This is a genomic window from Pseudomonas sp. J380 (assembly GCF_009827115.1).
Classification (GTDB): Bacteria; Pseudomonadota; Gammaproteobacteria; order Pseudomonadales; family Pseudomonadaceae; genus Aquipseudomonas; species Aquipseudomonas paracarnis.
Genome location: NZ_CP043060.1, coordinates 1,068,774 through 1,090,901, shown reverse-complemented (window position 1 = coordinate 1,090,901; position 22,128 = coordinate 1,068,774). Strand labels below are relative to the sequence as shown.

Sequence of the window (22,128 nt, the reverse complement as noted above, 5' to 3'; positions counted from 1 at the left end):
GCCTAAGATCAAAAGCAGATCAAGAGCGGCTCGCTTCGCATCGTAGTTACCGTTGGCGGGTACAGCCCACAAAGTTGTGTAGATACCTATGCTGCGATGGCGATGGAACATTCACCACCGCTATCGCAGGCAAGCCCACCTCTTTGACCGCGTTCGACATTCCGATCAGATCGGCGTTAACGGCGTCACAGATTCAAGCCTTGGCAGCCATCGCCGTCACTTCCACCCGCATACCTTCCACCGCCAAGGCGGCAACGCCCACTGCCGCCCGCACTGGCCAGGGCTTGGCGAAAAAGCGCTTGTAGACCTCGTTGAACGCAGCACGGTCGGCCATGTCGGTGAGGTAGATGGTCAGGTGCATGACCCGGTCCATGGAACTGCCGGCTTTTTCCAGCGCGACTTTCAGCGCTTGCAGGGTGCACTCGCTTTGCAGGGTGATATCGCCCAGTTCCAGGCTGCCATCGGCATGGGTGGGAATCTGGGTGGAGACCAGGATGCCGTTGAAGCCGATTACGTCGGAGGAGATGGAATCGGCGTCCGGGTCAGGGGTATAGGACAGGTCGTGGTTGGCCATGGGCACCTCGTGTTGGCAGGAACAGAAAGGCGCCATGGTCGGTGAAATTCACTCCAGGGGCAAACCCCGGCTTATATCCAGCGTCGGAACAGCACGCTGGCGTTCACGCCGCCAAAGCCGAAGCCATTGGACAGCGCATATTCAATCGGCATGGGACGCGCCTCATCGCGCACCATGTCCAGGCCGTCGGCGAGGGCGTCCGGGTTTTCCAGGTTGAGTGTCATTGGCGCGATCTGGTCACGCAAAGCAAGCACGGTGAAAACGGCTTCGATGCCCCCCGCAGCACCGAGCAAGTGGCCGGTGGCGGATTTTGTCGAGCTGATCGCCGGGCTACCGCCAGTACCGAATAGCGTCCTGATTGCCGCCAGCTCGCCTTTGTCGCCCACAGGTGTGGAGGTCGCATGGGCATTCAGGTACTGCACCTGCGACGCCTCGATGCCCGCCTGGCGCAACGCTTGAGTCATTGCCCGGCGCGCACCGTCACCGTCTTCAGGCCCTGCGGTCATGTGATAGGCGTCTGCACTGGTGCCATAGCCCACCAGTTCGGCAATCGGCTGCGCGCCCCGCGCCAGGGCATGTTCGAGTTCTTCAATTACCAGAATGCCGGCGCCTTCGCCCATCACAAAGCCGTCGCGCGCCTGATCGAAGGGTCGCGAAGCGCGCTGCGGGGTGGCATTGAAATCGCTGGACAGCGCTCGCGCTGCGGCGAATCCGGCAAGGCTGACGCGATGAATCGCCGCTTCGGCACCGCCGCATACCGCGACGTCGACGTCCCCGGCGCGAATCATTCGCGCTGCGTCGCCGATAGCCTGAACCCCGGCGGCACACGCGGTTACTGGCGCACCCAGCGGGCCTTTCAAGCCATAGTTGATCGACACATGCCCGGCGGCCATGTTGCTCAGAAACGATGGAATGGTGAAGGGCGACAAACGACGCGGGCCCTTGCTGTCGGTGGTGCGCACCGCATCGGCAATGGCCGGGAAACCGCCGACGCCGGAGGCGATGATGGTTGCCGTGCGTTCCTGCTCCTCGGGTGTTCTGGGGGCCCAATTGGCCTGCTTCAGGGCTTCATCCGCCGCCGCCAGGGCAAACAGGATAAAGCGGTCCATCTTGCGCTGTTCCTTGGCTGCCAACAGTCGATCAGGATCAAAACCGGCTTCGGGGTCTTGCAACACACTCTGCACCTGGCCGCCGATGCTGACCGCGAGATCACCGATCAACTCTTGCGGCAAGCGGCGGATGCCCGACTGTCCGTCCAGCAAGCGCTGCCAAGTGGATTCCACGCTCGACCCCAGCGGCGTCAGCGCGCCCATGCCCGTCACGACGATACGTTTACTCATGCTCAATCGACTCCTGTTGCTTGAAGGATACACAGCGTATGGACGTCACTATCATCATGAAAGTAACATGGCGTCATACAAGTTTGTACTCGCACACAGGAATACTTATGCAGCGCAAATCCCTCATCAGTGCCGAATGCCCCATCGCCCGTAGCCTTGAACGGGTAGGGGAGTGGTGGAGCATGCTGATCATGCGCGACGCCTTGCACGGCTTGCGCCGTTTTGACGAGTTCTCGCGCAGCCTGGGCATCGCGCCCAACATGCTGACGCGCCGCCTTAATGGCTTGGTAGAAGCGGGGATGCTGGAGCGCCGCGCCTACAGCGAGCGGCCGCCACGGTACGAATACGTGCCGACGGCCAGAGGCGAAGACTTTCGTATGGTGCTGATGGCGTTGGTGGCGTGGGGCAATCGGCATTACGCCGAGGAGGGCATCAGTGTCGAGGTGGTGGAACGCGAGACGGGCCGGCCGGTGCAGCCGATGATGGCGACGGAGGAAGGTGCGTGGGTGGCGATGGATCAGTGCGTGGTACAGCCCGGCCCGGCCGCCAGCGCAGGGATGCGCCAACGGCTGAGCCGTAGTGATTGATTACTCTTTTACATCCATGAACTCTTCGGCCCACGCCACATAGCTCTCAGGCAAGGTGTAGGTGTGGGTCAATTCCGTCGCACTGAGGTTCGAGGTGCTGTGGGTCAGCTGACGCTGGGCACGCAGGCTGTCGTAAGTGGCCTTGATCGCGGCGAAGTAGGCGCCATGCCCGGCCACCACGATGCGTACGCCCAGGCTGGCCAGGCGCTCGCTGTCGTGCAGTTGTGGGTTGCCGTAGGTCACCAGCATCAGCGGAACGCTGAGGTTCTCCGCGATTTGCTCCAGGTGGTCGAAGTCCTTGACGCCGACCATGCAGATGCCGTCAGCACCGGCCTTTTCGTAGGCCTTGGTCCGCGCAATCACGTCGCTGGTGGGCAGCACGCCGGCGTTGGTGCGCGCAATGATCGACAGCGCCGGGTCGACACGCGCCTCCAGCGCGGCCTTGACCTTGCCGATGCCTTCTTCGACGGAAATCAGGTCCGTGGATTTACGCCCGAATTGCGCAGGCAAGAGGGTGTCTTCGATGGTCAGCGCCGCGACGCCGGCGCGTTCCAGCTCTTCCACGGTGCGCATTACATTCAGGGCGTTGCCGTAGCCATGGTCGGCATCGGCGATGAAGGGCAACTGGGCCACACGGCCGATGCGGGTGGCTTGCTCGACGAACTCACTCAGGGTAATCAACGCAAAATCGGGGGCCGCCAGCACCTGCAGGGAGGCGACGGAGCCGCCCAGGATTCCCACTTCAAACCCCAGGTCGGCCGCGATGCGGGCAGACATGGGGTCGAATACGGAGGCGGTTTCAACGCACAGGGGCGTTGCCAGCAGGTCACGGAAGTTACGGCGTAGCGCTGAGTGAGAAATCTTGGGCATGGTCTTTCCTGGCTTTGGTCATCGTCAAGTGACGATCAATGTCTATTCGTGGTGCCGGGAGATTACCACGCAGATGCCCCTGTGATTATGACGTTTGAGCGCGGCGAGGGTTATCGAGCGACTGCACTGTACGACGTACCCAGGTCGCGGGCCCAGCCGTCGAGCACGTCCTTGAAGTTGTCGGCGGTCATGACTTGCTTGTCATTGGCCAGGGGGGCACCGGTGCCTTTACGCACCATGGCCGCCACGACATCGCCGGTCGAACCATCTTCCAATGACAGCTCCGTGGCGATTTCACTGTCTCGATCGCGTATGCCTGTGGCGGCGCTCACGCCCGCTGCGACCAGGGTGATCGGCAGCCACTCATACAACCGCAGTCCCTGGGGGCTGGTGGCGATGCGGGTGATGGCAGGGCGTACTGTGAGGGTGTCAGGGCCAGGTTTTGAGGCCAGGTAAACGTATTTGCCAAGTTCCGAACGCAGTACCAGGTCGTAGTAGCCGGTGACGTGGGAGAGCGTGCTTTGGGGGATCTGGGCGCTGGGTTCAACAGCCGGAAAAAACTGGCTGGGCGCCAGGTAGACCTGCTTGTAGCGGCCGCGCTTCAAGGCCGGGCTGATCCAACTCAGTACGGTCTGGCCCGACGGGCTCTGTTGTTCTTTAAGCAGGCTGTAGTCATGAAGAAAGCCTGTATATCGCTCGGGTTCGACCTTGTTGCTGCTGCAAGCCATCAGGCTGAGGGTGGCCGCCATCAGTAGCAGGAGTGAGCATTTACGGGCCATCAATGGGTTGCCTGTTCGTTTGGAGTGTCGTGTGACGATTCGATATGCAACTGGCCATTGGTCATGATCCAGTGAACAAGCTCGGCGATGGGAATGGAGTGGGCGTACTCGACCCAGCGCCCGGCGTCGGGGCTGTAGTGTTCGAAGTAGCGACGCAGCACGATACGGTCCCGGTCCGCGTTCAGCCCCAGGCAGGATTCCTGGAACAGCATCGGGCTGTCCTGAGCCGGGGAAGAGGTGCGCTGGCTCAGTACCAGTGGCCGCGCATCGCCTGCTGCTTGCTCGGTGTACCTGCTGCTCGAAACTTTCATAGGCGTCTTTCGTGAGTGGGAGATGTGCAGAATGCCCGACAGGTTTTGCCCAAAGATGTCCGGGTTGTGTCCGTGGCGAAGGAATGTTGCTCGATTGAAATAAATGACCCCGGCGCCGGAATGGTTTTAGATGTCGTTCTTTTTTTGGCCTGGGAATCTGTGAACGTGAGCAGACTGCTGATCGTCGATGACGACGTGGAAGTGCTGGCATTGCTGAAGAAATTCTTCGTCCAGCACGCCTATGAAGTCGACGTGGCCGCCGACGGCGAGGCCATGTGGGCGGCCATCGCACAACAGCGGCCGGACACGATCATCCTCGACCTCATGTTGCCCGGCGAAGGCGGCCTCAGCCTCTGCCAGAAAGTGCAGGCGCAGGTCGGCATCCCTATCATCATGCTCACGGCCATGGGCGAGCTGAGCGACCGCATTGTTGGCCTGGAACTGGGCGCCGACGACTACCTGACCAAACCCTTCGCCCCGCGCGAATTGCTGGCCCGCCTGCGCGCTGTGCAACGGCGTGCGGGACAGCCGGTCATCGCGGCCGACGAGCGCTCACGCCCGGTGATTGCCTTCGCCGGTTGGCATCTGGATATCACCTGTCGCGAGCTGCGTTCGCCGGAGGGCGTCATGATCCCGTTGTCCGGTGGCGAGTTCGACCTGCTGGTAGTGTTTCTCGAACACCCCCAGCGCATTCTCACCCGCGACCAGTTGATCGACCTGACCCACGGCCAGGGCCACGACGCCTTCGACCGCAGCATCGACGTGCAGGTCAGCCGGCTGCGGCGCAAGATCGAGCCCGATTGCAAGCGCCCGGACCTGATCCGCACCGTGCGCAATGGCGGCTATCTGTTCACTGCCCCGGTGACCCGCGCATGATTCGCCGCCTGCTGCGCCGCGACACCCTGAATCGGCGGATCGCCCTGACCATTCTCGCCGCGATGCTCGCCTCACTGGCCCTCAATGCCTTGTTCGTGCAGGTGGCCGGGGTGTGGGCGCGTCCGCCCATCGACCGCACGGGGTTGCTGGAACAAATGGCCGCGACGTTGAAAGTGATCGAGGCGGCGCCTGCGCCGTTGCGCTCGCATCTGGCTGCAGCGGCCAGCGATGCGCGGTTGCAGGTGACGTGGCATACCGACCCCGTGGATTTCGGCCTGCCCAGCGGCGGCAACGTGCTACAGGCGGGCGAAGTCCCTGGGATACAGGCGTTGTTTGGCACGGGGCGCATCATTCAGGTGTACAGCCCGGACGATTGGCCCCGTGGCAGCCCCGACGCGCATTATGTCGCGCTGGTGCAGTTACTTGATGGCAGCTGGTTGTCCTTCATCCCACCCGAACGCAGTTGGGGCCTGAGCGCACCCACGCGGATTGCGGTGATCATCATCCTGGGGTTGATCGCCACCTTGCTGGTCGCCTGGGTGGCCACCCGGCAATTGGCCAAGCCGTTGCAGCGTTTCGCCAGTGCCGCCAGACGCTTCGGCGGCGATCTGCGCGCACCGCCCATCGACATCGAAGGCCCCGACGAAATACGCCAGGCCACTATCGCCTTCAACACCATGCAGGCGCAGATCCAGCACTTCATCGGCGAACGCACCCAGATGCTGGCAGCCATTTCCCATGACTTGCGCGCGCCTTTGACGCGGATACGCCTGCGCTGTGAGTTCATGGAGGATCTGGACCATCAGCACAAGCTGATTCGCGATGTCGAGGAAATGCAGTCGATGATCAACGCCGCGCTGGCGTTTTTCCGCGACGATACGGTACTGGAGCACAGCACGGCATTCGATTTGTCTGAATTGCTGCAAACCATCATCGACGACTATCGCGACCAGCAGTTGGCGGTCGACTTCCGGGGGCCGCCCCATCTGGTCTATCACGGCCGGCCATTGGCGCTTAAACGGGTGGTGGTCAACCTGCTGGAAAATGCCGCCAAGTACGCCCGGCACCCCAGCATTGCTCTGAGTGTTGACGATCAGCGGGTACGCATCGAGGTCAGCGACGAGGGCCCGGGGATTCCCGAAGCGGACCTGGAGCGTGTGTTCGACCCTTTCTTTCGTCTCGAGACCTCACGCAACCGCAATACCGGTGGGGTAGGGCTTGGGCTCTCGGCAGCGCGGGCCATTGTGCGCGAGCAGGGCGGTGAGCTGAGCCTGAGCAATCGACGTGGGTCGGGGTTGGTGGCTCGGGTTGAATTGCCGCGCTAGCGTGATGCGATATGCGCATTATTAATGAATTAGGTTATGCGTTATCAGTATTTTACATCTCGCCTTCAACACCACGAAAATAGCCCGGAAACCAAAAATCTGTGGCGATTGAGCTTGCTCCCGCTGGGCTGCGAAGCGGCCCTGCTCTTGTCAGGAGCATGGGGCCGCTACGCAGCCCAGCGGGAGCAAGCTCAATCGCCACAGATAAAAGCTTTTTAAAACCGAGACCGTGCGTGCGGATCGATTTGAATGCCCCACAAGGCATCTGGAGACGAACGTGCGTTACCTCAAAACCCTGGCGGCCGGGTTGGCCGCCTCTTTGCTGTGCCTGACGGCGCAGGCGCAAACCCTGGTGGTCGGCGACCAGAGCTACAATGCGCAGGCCGTGATGGAAGCGGCGGGGGTGCTCGATGACCTGCCTTACACGCTGGACTGGAAGCAGTTCACGGCCGGGTCGCCGGTGGCCGAAGCGCTCAACGTCGGCAGCCTGGACCTGGGCCTGCTCGGGGATGCCCCGGTGTTGTTCCTGGGCGCCTTGGGTGCACCGATCAAGGTGATTGCCGTCAGCCGGCAAAATCTCGACGGCGTAGCCATCCTGGTAAAAAAAGACTCGTCGATCCACAGCCTGGCCGATCTGGCAGGCAAGCGCGCTGCGATCTGGAAAGGTTCCTGGAGCCAGCAACTGTTGCTGACCGCACTGGACAAGGCCGGGGTTGCGCGGGATTCGCTGCAATGGCGCTACCTCAGCGCCCTGGATGCCTCCCACGCGCTGGAAGGCGGTGCAGTTGACGTGATCGCCACCTGGGAACCCTACGTCACGCAACAGGAACGCCAAGGTGCGCGGGTGCTGGCAACCGCTGAAGACTTGATCCCGGCCCAGAGTTTCATTGCCGCCAACGCCAGTGCTGTCGAGGCCAAGCGTGAACCCATCAGCGACTTCCTCCAGCGCCTGAAAAAAGCCCGCGACTGGGCCCGCCAAAGCCCGGCCAACGCCAACGCGTATGCCGATGCCTGGGCCAAGCGCACCCGCGCTGATGCCGACATCGCTCGCGTCTGGTTTGCCCGCGCACGCACCACCGTCGAGCCGCTGACGCCTCAGGCGCCCATCGAGGCGCAAAAGACCGTGGACTTTTTTGCCGGCCTGGGCCTGGTCAAGTCTTACTCGGCCGCCACGTTGTTCGACCCTTCATTTGCAGCCGCCTTGCAGCCCGCCGTCGCCACCACCCAGCCCTGACCGCTTGAAGGACTACTGCGCAATGACTAAAAGACAGCTCAAACTGGGCGCCCTGACCATGGGCTGCGGTGGGCCGGGCCGCCATAACCTGTGGCTTGATCCGCAATTGCCGGCCGATGCCAGCGTCAACGTCGATTGGTACATCGAGATAGCGCGCCAGGCCGAGGCGGCGCTGTTCGACCTGCTGTTCATCGTCGACAGCCAGTTCATCACCGAAGGCTCGCCTTCCCATTACCTCAATCGCCTGGAGCCGCTGACCTTGCTGTCGGCACTGGCCGTGAGCACGCGGCATATCGGCCTGGTCGGTACGCTGACTACCTCGTATAACTCGCCCTATAACGTCGCCCGGCGCCTCGCCTCCCTGGACCTGATCAGCAAAGGCCGCGCCGGCTGGAACGTGGTGACCAGTGGCGATGCCGGTACCGCCGGCAATTACAGCCGCGACGAACATTACGACTATGCCACCCGCTACGGGCGTGCCGCCGAACACGTTCAGGTGGTGCAGGGGCTGTGGAATTCTTACGAAGACGATGCGTTTGTGCGCAACCGTGCCACTGGGCAGTTTCTCGACCCGAGCAAGCTGCACAGCCTGAATCACCAGGGCGAACACTTCTCGGTGGTGGGCCCGCTGAATATCCAGCGCTCGCCCCAAGGCCAGCCGGTGATTTTCCAGGCCGGCGACTCGGAGCAAGGCCGCGACCTGGGCGCCGCCACCGCCGATGTGATCTTCACCCACGCGGCCAGTATCGAGCAGGGCCAGGCGTTTTACCGGGATATCAAGGGCAGGGCGGCACAACGGGGGCGCGATCCGGAACAGGTACTGATCATGCCCGGTGCGGAAATTTATGTGGGCGACACCGATGCCCATGCTCGGGAAATCGAGCAGCACTATCATCAGCTCGACCACAGTTTTGCGCTGGCACTCAAGGAGTTCGGGCGCAATTTTGGCTGGCATGATTTCAGCCAATACGACCTGGATGCGCCGTTCCCGCAAGAGAGCCTGGAGGCCGCGCGCAGCAGTTTTTTCACCGCTGCCAAACGCATTGCCGACCAGGCGCGGGAGCAGGGCTTCAGCCTGCGCCAGGCCGTCGAATTTGGCCGGCAATTGCGCCCAGGCGCGTTCGTGGGCAGCGCGGCCACGGTGGCGCAGAAAATGGCGGATTGGTTCGAGGCACGGGCGGTGGACGGGTTCAATATCTACATCGGGCACCCTGGGCAATTTGATCGCTTTACTCAGGAGGTGATCCCTTTGCTGCAAGAGCGCGGTGTTTATCGCACGGCCTACGAGGGCTCGACCTTGCGCGAAAGCCTGGGCTTGGCGATTCCGAGGTTCCAGCGCACCCCCTCACCCTAAGGGGTGATTTCGATGACTTTGCGGGTGTGGGACTATCACTTCAGTCCCCGGCGCCAGTGACCTGGTGTCGCACCCAACCGTTATGACGGCGAGTCTTCGAAGTGGATAATGATCGACTGTCTTCAGCCCAGTGGTTCGAACAGATAGCCAGGGTGACCGAGAGCATCGGGCACGCGGGGTTTGCCGCCACGTTGTTCGATGCCCTCGGGTGTATCCGCCCCATTCAGGCCACGACCTTGTACCTGTACCCCCACGACGGCATGCCCAGCGCATTGTTCGAACTGGACGGGCCATGGCTGCCCCAGGGCAATGTGCGCCAGTACCTCTCCGGTTTTTACTTGCTCGACCCGTTCTACGGCGCCTGCGTGGAGGGCGCCACTTCCGGCTGCTACGACCTCGCCGATGTGGCCCCCGACCACTTTGAGCACAGCGAGTACTACCAGTCGTTTTACCGGCATTCGCACCTGGAGGATGAGCTCAACTACATCCTGCAGGCGAGCAACGGCTTGAGCCTGGCGGTGTCGCTGGCCTTTACGCAGAAGCTCGACGCGGACACCACCGAGCAATTCAAGCGCATAGCACCTTGGGTACTGGCGGTGCTGGGCAAGCACTTCGTCGGCCTGGAGACTCAGGGCGCGCGTTTCGAAAGCCTGTTGGAACAGCGTATTCACTCGGCACTCAACAACTTCGGCTCCTCGCTGCTCACCGAACGCGAATGCCGGATCACCCAGTTGATCCTGCGCGGCCACTCCACACGTTCGCTGGCCGAGCGCCTCGGGGTCTCCGAAGACACCATCAAGTCCCACCGCAAGCACATCTACAGCAAGCTCGACATCGGCACGCAATCGGAACTGTTTTCCCTGTTTATCGACTCGTTGGCCGAAGCCCAGGGCGGGCTGAGCAAAGACCCCCTCGAACGCTACATGAGCAAAGGCCGTTGACCGGCTGCATGACTACCCACAACAAGAGAAAAAGCCATGAACCTACCCTTTGAACCGCAACGCCAGACCCAGGACTACCAAGCCTCGGACGCGGCCCACCATATCCATGCCTTTGTGGATCAAAAGGCGCTGAATGCCGAAGGCCCGCGCGTAATGGTCCGCGGTGAGGGCCTGTACCTGTGGGACAGCGAGGGTAAGCGTTACCTGGACGGGATGTCGGGCCTGTGGTGTACGCAGCTGGGTTATGGCCGCAAGGACCTGACCGCTGCGGCGGCTGCGCAGATGGATCAGCTGGCGTACTACAACATGTTCTTTCACACCACCCATCCGGCGGTGATCGAGCTGTCCGAGTTGCTGTTCAGCCTGTTGCCAGGGCACTACAGCCATGTGATCTACACCAACTCCGGTTCCGAAGCCAATGAGGTGCTGATCCGCACCGTACGCCGCTACTGGCAAGTGCTCGGCAAGCCGCAGAAGAAGATCATGATCGGTCGCTGGAACGGCTATCACGGCTCCACCCTGGCGGCGTCTGCCCTGGGCGGCATGAAATTCATGCATGAAATGGGCGGCTTGATCCCGGACGTCGCGCACATTGACGAGCCTTATTGGTACGCCCAGGGTGGTGACTTGACCCCGGCCGAGTTCGGGCGGCGCTGCGCCCTGCAACTGGAAGAAAAGATTCTGGAGTTGGGCGCGCAAAACGTCGCCGGTTTTATCGCTGAACCTTTCCAGGGCGCCGGCGGCATGATTTTTCCGCCAGAAAGCTACTGGCCGGAGATCCAGCGTATCTGTCGCCAATACGATGTGCTGCTGTGCGCTGATGAAGTGATTGGCGGTTTCGGTCGTACAGGTGAGTGGTTTGCCCATCAGTATTTCGGCTTCGAACCCGACACGTTGTCGATCGCCAAGGGCCTGACCTCAGGTTACCAGCCCATGGGCGGTTTGGTATTGAGCAAGCGCATGGCCGAAGCCCTGGTGGAGCGGGGCGGGGTGTTTGCCCATGGTCTGACGTATTCCGGGCACCCGGTTGCGGCGGCGGTGGCCCTGGCCAACCTCAAGGCCTTGCGTGACGAAGGGATCGTGCGCCAGGTAAAGGACGACACCGGGCCGTATTTGCACAAGCTCCTGCACGAAGTCTTTGGCAACCACCCGCTGATCGGCGAGATCCAGGGCACCGGCCTGCTGGCAGCCTTGCAGTTTGTCGAGGACAAAGGCACGCGCAAACGCTTTGCCAATGAAAACGACCTGGCCTGGCAATGCCGCACTTTTGGCTTTGAAGAAGGCGTGATCATTCGCTCGACCCTGGGCCGCATGATCATGGCGCCGGCCCTGGTAGCCAGCCGCGTGGAGCTCGATGAACTGGTCGACAAGACCCGCATTGCGGTGGACCGCACCGCACGGATCGCGGGAAAACTGTGAAGGGCTGAGCCCCCGCATGCCGCTTCGGTTGAACAGAGTGGGCGGCCCATAGCGGCCTGCCCACCGCTCCCAATGGATGACTCATCAAAGGTGTCGATTTGATCGAACGCCGCGGCGCCCTGCATTCCACTTTCCAGGAGTCAGCAATGAATACAATAACAAACGTAGCCGATACTCCCGTCCATCAAACCCCAACCCAACCAACCTCATCGCGCCGCTTTCGACAACCCCTGGGCCTTGTCGGGCTGGTACTGTTCGGGCTGGCGTATATGGTGCCGCTGGCGGTGTTCACCACCTACGGTCTGGTGACCCAAATGACCAAGGGGCACCTGCCCACCGCCTACCTGTTGACCCTGGCTGCCATGCTGCTGACGGCCTACAGCTATGGGTGCATGGTCAAGGCGCACCCGTATTCGGGCTCGGTCTACACCTATACGCGCAAGGCGTTTGGCGCCTCCTTCGGCTTTATCGCCGGCTGGACCTTGCTGCTGGACTACATCTTCCTGCCGCTGCTCAGCTATTTGCTGATCGGCATCTACTTGTCCGAATACTTTCCTACCGTGCCCACCGCCGTATGGGTATTGGGCTCCATTGCCCTGGTGACGGCGCTCAATCTGGTGGGTATCGAGTCGATTACCCGGGTCAATTGGGTGCTGATCGTGGCCCAACTGGTGTTCATCGTGATGTTCGTGGGGTTGTCGATCCACAACCTCAGCGGGCAAGCCGAGCCGGTGTCGCTGCTCAAGCCGTTTCACCATGAAGGTTTCAGCGTGCCGCTGATCATGACCGGCGCGGCGGTGCTGTGCTTGTCGTTCCTGGGGTTTGATGCCGTGTCGACCATGGCTGAGGAGACACCTGACCCGCGTCGTACCATTCCGCAGGCGATAATGGCGGTGTCGCTGATCGGTGGGTTGCTGTTTCTGGTGGTGTCGTATTGCGCCCAGATGGTCTTCCCGGAATGGAATAGTTTTGCCGATCCCGACTCGGCTTCGGTCGATGTGATGCGCCGGGTCGGCGGCGAGCTACTGGTGAGTGCGTTTACCGCCACCTATGTGGCGGGCTGTTTCGCCTCCGCGATGGTCTCCCAGGCCAGCGTGTCCCGCGTGCTGTTCGCCATGGGCCGCGACGGCGCGTTGCCCAGGGTATTCGGCAAGCTGGTGACGAAAAAACGCGTGCCGGCCAACGCGATCATGCTGGTCAGCCTGTTTTCGCTGATTGCGCTGTTCATCAGCCTGGACACCGTGGCCAACATGATCAGCTTTGGCGCGCTGTTCGCGTTTTCGGCGGTGAACCTGGCCGTGATCAAACATTACTTGGGCGACCAGAAGCTGCGCGGTACACGCAACTATCTGCTGTACGCCGCACTGCCGGGCCTGGGGTTTCTCAGCACGCTGTGGTTGTGGACGAGCCTGTCCGGCCTGTCGTTCACCATCGGCCTGTGCTGGATGGCCCTGGGGCTGCTGTGTTTGTTCTGCGTCACGCGTGGGTTCCGGGTACGCATGCCGGAACTGCAAATGGCCGAATGAACAGGCCCCACCTCGGTTCATCCGTAGGAGCGAGCTTGCTCGCGAAAAACGTCAACGATAACGCGTTCTTTCTGGATGAACGCGGCGCCTGTGAGTTTTTCGCGAGCAAGCTCGCTCCTACAAAAGCCTTACGGCCCAATTCAGGAGTACAGCATGTTCAACCTCGACTATTGGCAGCAACGCGCTGCCCGTCAAACCTTCATCAGCACCGCCCTGATCGACGGCCAGCCCGTAGGTGCACTTTCCGGGGCGACCTTCGACACCATCAACCCGGCGACCAACCGCTTGCTTGCGCAGGTCGCCGCCTGCGGTGCAGCGGAGGTCGACCTGGCAGTGCGCTCCGCACGCCGCGCCTTTGACAACGGCCCCTGGCGGCGCATGGCTCCAGGCGAACGCAAAAAAGTCCTGATCAAACTCGCCGACCTGTTGATGACCCACCGCGAAGAACTCGCACTGCTGGACTCCCTGAACATGGGCAAGCCGGTAATGGACGCCTATAACGTCGACGTACCCGGCGCGGCCCATGTTTTCGCCTGGTACGGTGAAGCCCTGGACAAGCTCTACGACCAGGTCGCGCCGACGGCCCACAACGCGTTGGCGACCATTACCCGCGAAGCATTGGGCGTGATTGCAGCGGTGGTGCCGTGGAATTTTCCGCTGGACATGGCCGCCTGGAAATTGGCACCCGCCTTGGCGGCAGGCAATAGCGTGGTACTCAAGCCCGCTGAGCAATCGCCGTTTTCCGCCCTGCGCCTGGCCCAACTGGCGCTCGAGGCGGGCGTCCCCGAGGGCGTGCTGAACGTGGTGCCAGGCATGGGCGAGGGCGCCGGCAAGGCACTGGGGTTGCACCCGGACGTCGATTGCCTGGTATTTACCGGTTCGACCCAAGTGGGCAAGTACTTCATGCAGTACTCCGCGCAGTCCAACCTCAAGCAGGTGTGGCTGGAGTGTGGAGGCAAGAGCTCGAACCTGGTGTTTGCAGACTGTCAGGACCTGGACCTGGCGGCGGAGAAGGCGGCCTTCGGGATATTCTTCAACCAGGGCGAGGTGTGTTCGGCGAATTCGCGCCTCTATGTGCAACGCTGCATCCACGACGAGTTCATCGAGCGCCTGATCGATAAATCCCACGCCTGGATGCCCGGCAACCCACTGAACCCCGCCAGCGCCGCCGGTGCAATTGTCGACAGCGGGCAAACCGCACGCATCATGCAAGCCATCGGGCAGGCTCGCGCAGAAGGCGCCACGCTGTTGAGCGGTGGCCAACAGTTGAACATCGAGGGTTGTTCAAACTTCATCCAGCCGACGATATTTGCCAACGTCACCGCTGACATGCGCCTGTCCCGTGATGAGGTGTTTGGCCCCGTGCTGGCGGTGAGTGCCTTCGATACCGAAGAACAGGCGATACAGCAAGCCAACGACAGCGTCTACGGCCTGGCGGCATCGGTGTGGAGTGATGACCTGAACCGTGCGCATCGCGTGGCGCGTGCCCTGAATGCTGGTACCGTGTCGGTCAACACCATTGACGCCCTGGACGTGACCGTGCCGTTTGGCGGCGGCAAACAGTCGGGGTTCGGGCGCGATTTGTCGCTGCATTCGTTTGATAAGTACACCCAGTTGAAAACCACCTGGTTCCAATTGCGTTAACTGCCCCGTTTCGCATAACTGCTGTGCCGTTACAGGCATTCATCCGCCAATGGGCAATGCCTATAGTCCACTTAGCCCGTGCAGCGCTTCAACCGTGCTGCGCGATCCAGCCCAAGACTGAGGTGAGCCTGATGAACCGTGAATTCGACCCCGCACTGACGGATATCAACCAAGTGGACGCCGAGTACTTCGAGTACAGCAAGGCGGCAAATCCCATCAGTGCCAACCTGATTTCCCGTATTCCCTACCACAGCTTTCCGGCCTCGCTGTATGACAGTGGCCCCTCCCGCGTAGTACCGCTGGACCTCAGCGACGCCTTGGGCTGCGAAGGCCCTGCGACAGGCCCCGGGCTATGCGCGAACTTCATGCGCCTTAACCGTGGCGACACGCTGACCCTGCAACCCAACGCCACTTCCCAGGTGTTCTACGTGATTGCCGGGGAGGGCAGCGTGGTTCAGGGGGAGTATGAGATTCAATGGTCCAAGGGCTGCTTTATCGCCCTGCCGGGATTACAGCAAGTGCACTTCAGGGCCCGCGAGGATGCACGTCTTTACTATGTGCACGATGAGCCGTTGCTGCGTTACCTGGGGGTGACACCCCGCGCCGATCGCTTTGCGCCGACCCTGTACCCAGCAGCACTGGCCAACGCGAAGTTGCGTGAAGCGGCCGATGATCCCAGGGCACAGGACCGCAGCCGCATCAGCATCCTGCTGGGCAACCGTCATTTCCCGCAGACGCGCACGGTGACCCACGTGTTGTGGGCCATGTACGGGATTCTGCCGGCGGGATCGGTGCAGAAACCCCATCGGCATCAGTCGATTGCACTGGACTTCATTATCGATTGCCCCACGGGCTGTTATTCATTGGTGGGCACCGAGCTGGACGCGGATGGGCAAATTCGTAACCCGCAGCGGGTCGACTGGTCTCCCGGCCTGGCGTTTGTCACGCCACCGGGTTACTGGCATGCGCATTTTAATGAATCGGATAGCGAGGCGTTCCTGATCCCGATTCAGGATGCGGGGCTGCAAACCTACTTGCGTGCGCTGGATATCCGCTTCAGTTGAGTCACTTCCAGTCCGGTGTTTCGCCCAGTCGTTCAACGATAAAGTCGATAAAACACCGGACCTTGGACGATACGATGCGCTTGGGCGGGTACACAAACCACACCGCAAACGCCCGCTCCACGCCCTGGATATGCCATTCGGGCAGCCACACTGCCAAGTCGCCGGCCTCGATACTTCGCGCCACCAGCCATTCGGGCAGCAGCGCAAAGCCCAGGCCTTGGCGCACGGCGATGAGTTGCGCGTCCAGGTCATTGATTCGAATAACGCCGTCATGCTGCAACGGGAGCGCGCGGCCGGCGGATACAAAACTGATATCGCCGGTGGTCGCCGTGCCCAGCACCGCAGGCAAACCGGCCAGGTCGGTGGGCGTGGAAGGAGGAGGGTGCTGCATGCCAAACGCCGGGCTGACCACCAAGCGGTAGTGGCCGTCGCTGAGCTTGCGTGCCTTGAGGGTCGAATCGGCCAGCTCGCCAATGCGTATGGCTAAGTCGACGCCGGCATGAATCAAATTGACCTGGGTGTTATCCAGCACCAGCTCCACACTGATCTGCGGGTAGCGCACCAGAAAGTCATTCAACGCCGGCAGGATGTGATGCCGAGCAAACGCCGGCGGCAGGTTGAGTTTCAACACTCCCCGGGGATGCTGGTTCAGCGCAGACGTGGCGGCTTTGGCGTGTTCCAGTTCATCCAATACCCTGCGTGCGTGTATCAGGAAGGTCTGACCGCCTTCGGTCAGATGCAGCGTGCGTGTGGAGCGGTTGAACAGCGCGATGCCCAGGTCTTGCTCGAGGTCCTTCACATAGCGTGAAACCGTTGAGGCCTTGATTCCCAGGCGCTCGGCGGCACGCGAGAAATTGTTGCCTTCAGCGGCTTCGATGAAGGCGGTGAGCGCGGTGAAATAGTCCAAGGGCAGCCTCAGGGCAGGGCGGTGAGACGTGCAGGTTGTTGAGTTTTGCCGGGGGCTGTCAACTGCTAGACCCTAGAGCCACGATGCAGCCCCCGTTTTCCTAATGGGTCTGAATGATCAAGGCGATATGGGATCGCTCGCAGGAAAGGTTTCTTCGATCGCCTCGTCGAGCTGGCTATCGCTGACAGCGCGGTCTTGCACCTTCACATTCGACTCGCAATGGCAATCGGCACTGGGGCACGCTTGACCCTGGGGGTGCAAGTCGGCGCATGCCTGGCTGCAGTAGGCTTTGCCGTTGCGCTGGTGACGCGTGTCATGGGTCACCTGGCAGGTGCAGCCTGGGCAGGCGCAGGTCCAACCTTGAGTTGTCGGGTTCATAGGTCCTCCGAATATTCAGTGATTGATAAACGGGCAGCGGTTTTCTGATACGTAAATCAGGGCTGCTGGTAATGCCCTGGGATGTCATGGCCTTCATCGGCCGGCTTGTTGCGCTTTTGCACCTGGACGTCGCTCAATTTCGCGTCCTTGAGCTCTGCGAAGCGCTGCCTGAGCAGGGACTCGGCCCATTGCGGGTCCAGCGTGTCTGCATCGTGCTCAAGCGTGCGGCTTTGTGGCTGGTTGTCGAGGATGAAACTGATGAGGTAATGCGCTTTCTCGAACATGAACGTGGCTCCGTTACGGTTAACAAGGCGTACCCGAGCAGGGCATGTTCATTTGATGAGTGGGCTGCGCAGTGATTCAGAAAATATAAGCCGCTTTCACCGGCCGAACCTTGAGAACAACAGAACCCGACTATTGATCTCGATCAGGTGGCCGTGCTGGCCCGCTCTATAACCTTGGGCGCTTATCGATGGCCAGGGACGGCTCAACGAGCAGCTCTGGTCGCACATTCTCAAGGAAGAGTCAGCCATGCGATCACTCAAGATCCTGTTGTTATCATCGGCATTCAACGGTTTGACCCAACGAGCCTGGCTGGATCTGCGCCAGGCGGGTCACGACCCCAGCGTTGTGGTGTTCACCGATCAAGCCACGGTGTGCCAGCAGGTCGAGGCGTCAGGTGCCGACCTGGTGATCTGCCCATTTCTCAAGGACCGTGTGCCGCACCAACTATGGAGCCATCCGCAGCGCCCGGTGGTGATCATCCATCCGGGCATCGTTGGTGACCGCGGTGCCAGTGCGCTGGATTGGGCTATCACCCAGCAGGCTCGCCGTTGGGGCGTCACCGCCTTGCAAGCGGTGGAGGAAATGGACGCAGGGCCGATATGGTCCACCTGTGAGTTCGACATGCCCGACCAGGTGCGCAAATCCGAGCTGTACAACGGCCTGGTAAGCGATGCCGCGATGGTTTGCATTCGTGACGTCGTGGCGAAATTCGCCAAGGGCTTCGTCCCCACACCGCTCGATTACACCCAACCCAACGTCACCGGGCGCTTGCAGCCGAACATGACCCAGGCCGACCGCACCTTCAGTTGGTTCGATTGCGCAGCCTTTATCAAACGCAGCATCGACGCTGCCGATGGCCAGCCCGGCGTGTTGGCCAGCCTGTTGGGCGGGCAATATTACCTCTACGACGCGCACTTGGACGCCCGCCAGGGCACTCCCGGAGAAATCCTCGCGGTACAGGACGACGCTGTGCTGGTGGCGGCCGGAGATCACAGCCTGTGGATCGGCTCGCTCAAACCCAAAGGCCCAGAGACCTTCAAGCTGCCGGCACGGCACGTACTGGCGCAAAGGCTGGCCGGCGTTCCGGTGCTGGACAGCTCAATAGCCCGTCAGGCGTTCAAAGAGCGGGTCTATCAACCCATTCGCTACCAAGAGTTCGGCCATATCGGCGAACTGACGTTCGAGTTCTACAACGGCGCCATGAGCACCGAACAATGCCAGCGGCTGGTCGCAGCGTTGCGCTGGGCCAAGGCGCGAGATACCCAGGTGTTGCTGATCAAGGGCGGACGTGGCAGCTTTTCCAATGGCGTTCACCTCAACGTCATCCAGGCCGCCGAAGTGCCAGGGCTGGAAGCCTGGGCCAACATTCAAGCCATCGACGATGTGTGCCTGGAGCTGCTCACCGCCAGGCAACTGGTGATCAGCGGCCTGACTGGCAGCGCGGGCGCAGGCGGCGTGATGCTGGCGCTGGCCGCCGACCTTGTATTGGCCCGCGAAGGTGTGGTGCTCAACCCGCACTACAAGACCATGGGACTCTACGGCTCCGAATACTGGACCTATAGCCTGCCACGGGCGGTGGGCAGCGAAATCGCGCATAAGCTCACCGAAGAATGCCTGCCCATCAGCGCCATCCAGGCCCAGCAGTACGGCATGGTCCAGGGCATCGGGCCCCGCTGTCTGCAGGCATTCGGCCTGTGGCTTTTGCAAGAGGCTGACCGTGCGTTGACCGATGATAAGTACCTTCACGCACGCACGCGAAAAGCCATGCTGGATACTCAGCAAGTTGAACGCTGTCGCGAGCAGGAGCTGGCACAGATGCGACTGGACATGGTGGAAAACCGCCAGCAGTTTGCCGAGAAATGCCGCAACTTCGTGTTTAAACGCAAAGCCTGCCAGACCCCGCAGCGGTTGATTGCGCCATGGGCGTTGAGGTATGAGGCTGGTGTGCCGGAAAGCCGGATGCTGAATGACTGACCGTCGACGCGGGGAGGGCGCGTCGGCCAGTCCAGCCTCGCATTGGGCAATAGGGTTGCCCATAATGGAGGCCAACTCGCCCAAACGCTCAGACCCCGAGGCCCCATGGAACTGCACAACCTGAACGATGATGCAGCGCCCGTATGACTCGTGCGCTGTTTATCTCGATGGATGGCCCCAAAGGCACCGGTAAAACCACGCTGTTGGAGGCCGTTACGACAGCGTTGAGGGCCGACAACCTAAAGGTCGTGCGACTGTGCGAGCGCAAGAGCGATCCCTGTCGAGCGCAAACGATGGCTCTGGTTAACACGTTCGCCCGAGATCCCAGCCGGGATCTGGAACTTGAGGTGTGTGAGCGCTTTGCTGACAGCCGCAGCTGGATTACCCAGCACGTACTGGCCGCACAGCCACCTGACAGCATCATCCTGATGGATCGCTGGTACCCGTCTGATGCCGCGTTTCGTCGGTTGATACCCTTTGCAGACATTCTTGAGCTGAACATTAATCGGCAGGTGCAAGTGCCGGATCTGCACGTGGGGGTTGTCACCGCGGCGCAAATATCCTGGGCGCGGGCGGCAGCACGACGGCGGGGGTTGAGCAGTACGGTGATGTCTAAGCTGGAGGAGCAAGTTGCGTGTACCGAGGCGTTTGAGCGAGCGGCTGTGGAGCAGGGGTGGGTCATGTGTCGCAATGAAGGGACGATTGAAGAGGCGGTGAGGCGGGTGGTTTTGCAGATATATAAGGTCCTTCATCCCAAGCATCAGGAGTAACGGAGTGCCGTTGAACCAGCAAGATCAGGATGATGTTGGTCATCAGAACAAACGTCACCGAACGAAGAAACTCTATGAAAACGTCGTGATAGGAAACTTCCTGTACGGTCTCGGATTCGCCGTGCGGTCATGTCTAGACGCAAACACCTCGATCCCAAGCGTGGTCAACCTGCTACAGCAGACGCCTGCAGACAAAGAGCTGGCTGACGTACTGCTGAGCTTTCCAGGTGTCGTGCGCTTGATCGAATTCAAGATGAAGGGCGCCAGCCTGAAAAAAGAACGACTGCGACATCGTTTACTCATGGCCGGCCTGGCAGGTGAAAATCAGGTATTGGTCGAAACGTCCAGAAGCCTGCACTGGTATGTGGAGGTGGGCGCCAATGACACCGACACGCCTCTGGTTTCGCGAGCCGTGCCTTATCTGGACGCCTTCGACGAAGAACACTTGGCGTTGTCCGCGGGAAGCCTTGAACGACTCGTGGAGCAAACCGCGCGCGAAGCTGTTCGCGGCCTGGACCCGATGATGCGCGAGCGTTCAGAGATATACCTGCGATTTTTACGCAATATTCAAGCTGACGACCCGGTGGGCGCAGGTGGTGTGCTTCTGGTCATGGGCGCAGGTGGAGCAATGCATTTTGTTCAACTGCGAGACGTCTGTGATTTGAGTATGCCGCACAGGCAATGGCTGGAGCTGGAAATGAGCGGTCCGCAGCTGGAGCGATCTGTGCCTGCATTGGAGCGAGGCATGAAGCGTCCCAAACACCGCGACGGCCCCGAATATGGAAGGTAATGACCCATGGACGAACACGTGAACGAGAATGACCTCAGCCTGCGGGCCATGGCCGTTGCTGCCAAGGGCATCATGAGCGCAGCGGAAAATGACAGAAAAGCCGCTGAGCAGGCGATTGCGCGTCTTGGCTATCTGGAAAAACGTGTTGAGCAGAGCCTGCAACAGATTCCGACGATACTGGGCGCTTCAGCGGCGCAGATCGCAGATTCAGTGGCTTCAAAGGCGGCCGAGCAGTTGATTGGCAAGTTCAGACAGGCCGATGCCGCTGCGCTTGATGCGGCGCAAAAGTACCAGGCCGCCAGTGACAGCCTTAAGCGTCGATTCTGGCTCAGCATCTTCGCCATTCATCTAGGTGTGGTATTGCCTCTGGCGTTGCTGTTTTTCTTTGCGGTCCCCAGCACCGATGAGATTGCGCAAAGGCAACGAGAGTTAGCGGTGCTTGAGCAAAACATAGAAGCGTTGAAACGCCAGGGTGGTGACGCTGCCATTATTGACTGCGAGGGACGCCCGTGCGTGCGCACGCGAGAGGTCCCGGGCGAAAATCCCTATCACGATGCCGCTACAGGGAAGAAGACTTATCGGTTGATCTGGACCAAGTGAGCTTCATCAACTTTGAACTAATCACTAAGCCTGTCCACCTAACGCTTTGCACGTTGCCTCAAGCCCGGGGTTTTCCTGGGTTACCCAATCACACACGAAGGTTTGGTTAATCATGAAGAGCGAACAGGTAGAAGGCGTTGTAGAAAAGGTTGCTGGCAAAGCGCAGAGCGCAGTCGGGAAGCTTTTTGGTGATTCGAAGTTGGAAGCTGAGGGCGCTGGACGCCAGGCTGCGGGTCAACTGACGCAAACCTATGGTGACGCACTGGACAGCGTTTCTACATTCGTCAAAGAAAAACCGGTTGCTGCACTGGCAATCGGGGCTGTTGCTCTACTGGTGCTGAAAAGATTGCTTGGTCGCTGAACAGCAGTAGCTTCAATAAGATTGCTGGCACGGTAGAGACGATGGTGAACGCTAACCAGAATCAGGGGCAAATTTCTGGAGTTTCTTGCAGGCGTGGAAGGGCGTGAAGTGGAGCGGGGTATCTGCCTGTTCCTTGGGTAGCCAAGTCATGCTGCCTGGCAATCGACGCGGTCTCTATGCCCTTTGCCGAGCTTGATCGGCTGAAAAGCCCTTATGTTT

General features: G+C 60.7%; 23 protein-coding genes. 15 read left to right on the top strand and 8 right to left on the bottom strand.

Going from position 1 to position 22,128, the window contains the following annotated elements; all coding sequences use genetic code 11:
- Positions 1 to 193: 193 nt before the first annotated feature.
- Positions 194 to 574 carry a RidA family protein gene (locus FXO12_RS05100; protein ID WP_014718423.1) on the bottom strand — a complete coding sequence of 127 codons (381 nt, stop codon included), beginning with the start codon at positions 572 to 574 and terminating at the stop codon, positions 194 to 196.
- Positions 575 to 645: 71 nt separating this feature from the next.
- Positions 646 to 1,914 carry a beta-ketoacyl-ACP synthase II gene (fabF, locus tag FXO12_RS05095; RefSeq protein ID WP_057975956.1) on the bottom strand — a complete coding sequence of 423 codons (1,269 nt, stop codon included), beginning with the start codon at positions 1,912 to 1,914 and terminating at the stop codon, positions 646 to 648.
- A 107-nt stretch (positions 1,915 to 2,021) separates the two neighbouring features.
- On the opposite strand from fabF, the gene FXO12_RS05090 reads away from it, so the two are divergent.
- A complete protein-coding gene (locus tag FXO12_RS05090) occupies positions 2,022 to 2,501 on the top strand; it encodes a helix-turn-helix domain-containing protein (protein ID WP_057975954.1) in 480 nt (159 codons plus the stop codon).
- Here the strand turns inward: FXO12_RS05090 and FXO12_RS05085 are convergent, their stop codons facing one another.
- From FXO12_RS05085 to FXO12_RS05075, 3 genes are all read right to left on the bottom strand, one after another.
- Positions 2,502 to 3,371: an oxaloacetate decarboxylase gene (locus FXO12_RS05085; protein WP_014718426.1), complete on the bottom strand. Its 870-nt coding sequence runs from the start codon at positions 3,369 to 3,371 to the stop codon at positions 2,502 to 2,504.
- Between the two features lie 110 nt (positions 3,372 to 3,481).
- A complete protein-coding gene (locus FXO12_RS05080) occupies positions 3,482 to 4,150 on the bottom strand; it encodes a DUF3313 domain-containing protein (protein ID WP_160049579.1) in 669 nt (222 codons plus the stop codon).
- On the bottom strand, positions 4,150 to 4,461 hold the full coding sequence (locus tag FXO12_RS05075) for a hypothetical protein (protein ID WP_057975950.1): 312 nt from the start codon (positions 4,459 to 4,461) through the stop codon (positions 4,150 to 4,152). Before FXO12_RS05075 ends, FXO12_RS05080 begins: the two co-directional genes overlap by 1 nt.
- Before the next feature lie 165 nt (positions 4,462 to 4,626).
- On the opposite strand from FXO12_RS05075, the gene FXO12_RS05070 reads away from it, so the two are divergent.
- The 9 genes from FXO12_RS05070 (at position 4,627) to FXO12_RS05030 (ending at position 15,844) form a co-directional block, all read left to right on the top strand.
- Positions 4,627 to 5,337, top strand: a complete 711-nt coding sequence (locus FXO12_RS05070; protein WP_372241970.1) for a response regulator — start codon at positions 4,627 to 4,629, stop codon at positions 5,335 to 5,337.
- Complete coding sequence (locus FXO12_RS05065) at positions 5,334 to 6,662, top strand: ATP-binding protein (RefSeq protein ID WP_034127414.1); 1,329 nt, start codon at positions 5,334 to 5,336, stop codon at positions 6,660 to 6,662. Before FXO12_RS05070 ends, FXO12_RS05065 begins: the two co-directional genes overlap by 4 nt.
- A 277-nt stretch (positions 6,663 to 6,939) precedes the next feature.
- Positions 6,940 to 7,896 (top strand): ABC transporter substrate-binding protein, encoded by a 957-nt coding sequence (locus tag FXO12_RS05060; protein ID WP_034127415.1) that lies wholly within the window; start codon positions 6,940 to 6,942, stop codon positions 7,894 to 7,896.
- A gap of 22 nt (positions 7,897 to 7,918) precedes the next feature.
- Complete coding sequence (locus FXO12_RS05055) at positions 7,919 to 9,250, top strand: LLM class flavin-dependent oxidoreductase (RefSeq protein WP_057975947.1); 1,332 nt, start codon at positions 7,919 to 7,921, stop codon at positions 9,248 to 9,250.
- 101 nt (positions 9,251 to 9,351) lie between these two features.
- A complete protein-coding gene (locus FXO12_RS05050) occupies positions 9,352 to 10,191 on the top strand; it encodes a helix-turn-helix transcriptional regulator (protein ID WP_057975945.1) in 840 nt (279 codons plus the stop codon).
- Positions 10,192 to 10,227: 36 nt separating this feature from the next.
- Positions 10,228 to 11,610, top strand: a complete 1,383-nt coding sequence (locus FXO12_RS05045) for an aspartate aminotransferase family protein (RefSeq protein ID WP_057975943.1) — start codon at positions 10,228 to 10,230, stop codon at positions 11,608 to 11,610.
- Between the two features lie 146 nt (positions 11,611 to 11,756).
- Positions 11,757 to 13,136 carry an APC family permease gene (locus FXO12_RS05040; protein WP_057975941.1) on the top strand — a complete coding sequence of 460 codons (1,380 nt, stop codon included), beginning with the start codon at positions 11,757 to 11,759 and terminating at the stop codon, positions 13,134 to 13,136.
- Positions 13,137 to 13,289: 153 nt separating this feature from the next.
- A complete protein-coding gene (locus tag FXO12_RS05035; protein WP_057975939.1) occupies positions 13,290 to 14,780 on the top strand; it encodes an aldehyde dehydrogenase in 1,491 nt (496 codons plus the stop codon).
- Positions 14,781 to 14,911: 131 nt separating this feature from the next.
- A complete protein-coding gene (locus FXO12_RS05030; protein ID WP_057975937.1) occupies positions 14,912 to 15,844 on the top strand; it encodes a cupin in 933 nt (310 codons plus the stop codon).
- Position 15,845: 1 nt separating this feature from the next.
- On the opposite strand, the gene FXO12_RS05025 is transcribed toward FXO12_RS05030, so the two are convergent.
- The 3 genes from FXO12_RS05025 to FXO12_RS05015 all read right to left on the bottom strand — a co-directional run bounded on the left by FXO12_RS05025 (position 15,846) and on the right by FXO12_RS05015 (position 17,413).
- On the bottom strand, positions 15,846 to 16,751 hold the full coding sequence (locus tag FXO12_RS05025; protein WP_057975935.1) for a LysR family transcriptional regulator: 906 nt from the start codon (positions 16,749 to 16,751) through the stop codon (positions 15,846 to 15,848).
- Between the two features lie 117 nt (positions 16,752 to 16,868).
- Positions 16,869 to 17,129, bottom strand: a complete 261-nt coding sequence (locus FXO12_RS05020; RefSeq protein ID WP_034127423.1) for a metallothionein — start codon at positions 17,127 to 17,129, stop codon at positions 16,869 to 16,871.
- A gap of 56 nt (positions 17,130 to 17,185) precedes the next feature.
- Complete coding sequence (locus FXO12_RS05015; protein ID WP_034127424.1) at positions 17,186 to 17,413, bottom strand: hypothetical protein; 228 nt, start codon at positions 17,411 to 17,413, stop codon at positions 17,186 to 17,188.
- Between the two features lie 247 nt (positions 17,414 to 17,660).
- Here FXO12_RS05015 and FXO12_RS05010 point away from each other — a divergent pair, with 247 nt between their 5' ends.
- The 5 genes from FXO12_RS05010 (at position 17,661) to FXO12_RS04990 (ending at position 21,909) form a co-directional block, all read left to right on the top strand.
- Positions 17,661 to 19,388, top strand: a complete 1,728-nt coding sequence (locus FXO12_RS05010) for a hydrogenase maturation protein (RefSeq protein ID WP_057975933.1) — start codon at positions 17,661 to 17,663, stop codon at positions 19,386 to 19,388.
- A gap of 143 nt (positions 19,389 to 19,531) precedes the next feature.
- On the top strand, positions 19,532 to 20,158 hold the full coding sequence (locus FXO12_RS05005) for a dTMP kinase (RefSeq protein ID WP_057975931.1): 627 nt from the start codon (positions 19,532 to 19,534) through the stop codon (positions 20,156 to 20,158).
- Positions 20,159 to 20,168: 10 nt separating this feature from the next.
- Positions 20,169 to 20,948, top strand: a complete 780-nt coding sequence (locus FXO12_RS05000) for a hypothetical protein (protein WP_082631522.1) — start codon at positions 20,169 to 20,171, stop codon at positions 20,946 to 20,948.
- A gap of 6 nt (positions 20,949 to 20,954) precedes the next feature.
- Positions 20,955 to 21,548: a hypothetical protein gene (locus tag FXO12_RS04995; RefSeq protein WP_057975927.1), complete on the top strand. Its 594-nt coding sequence runs from the start codon at positions 20,955 to 20,957 to the stop codon at positions 21,546 to 21,548.
- Positions 21,549 to 21,660: 112 nt separating this feature from the next.
- Complete coding sequence (locus FXO12_RS04990) at positions 21,661 to 21,909, top strand: CsbD family protein (protein WP_014718439.1); 249 nt, start codon at positions 21,661 to 21,663, stop codon at positions 21,907 to 21,909.
- Positions 21,910 to 22,128 lie beyond the last annotated feature (219 nt).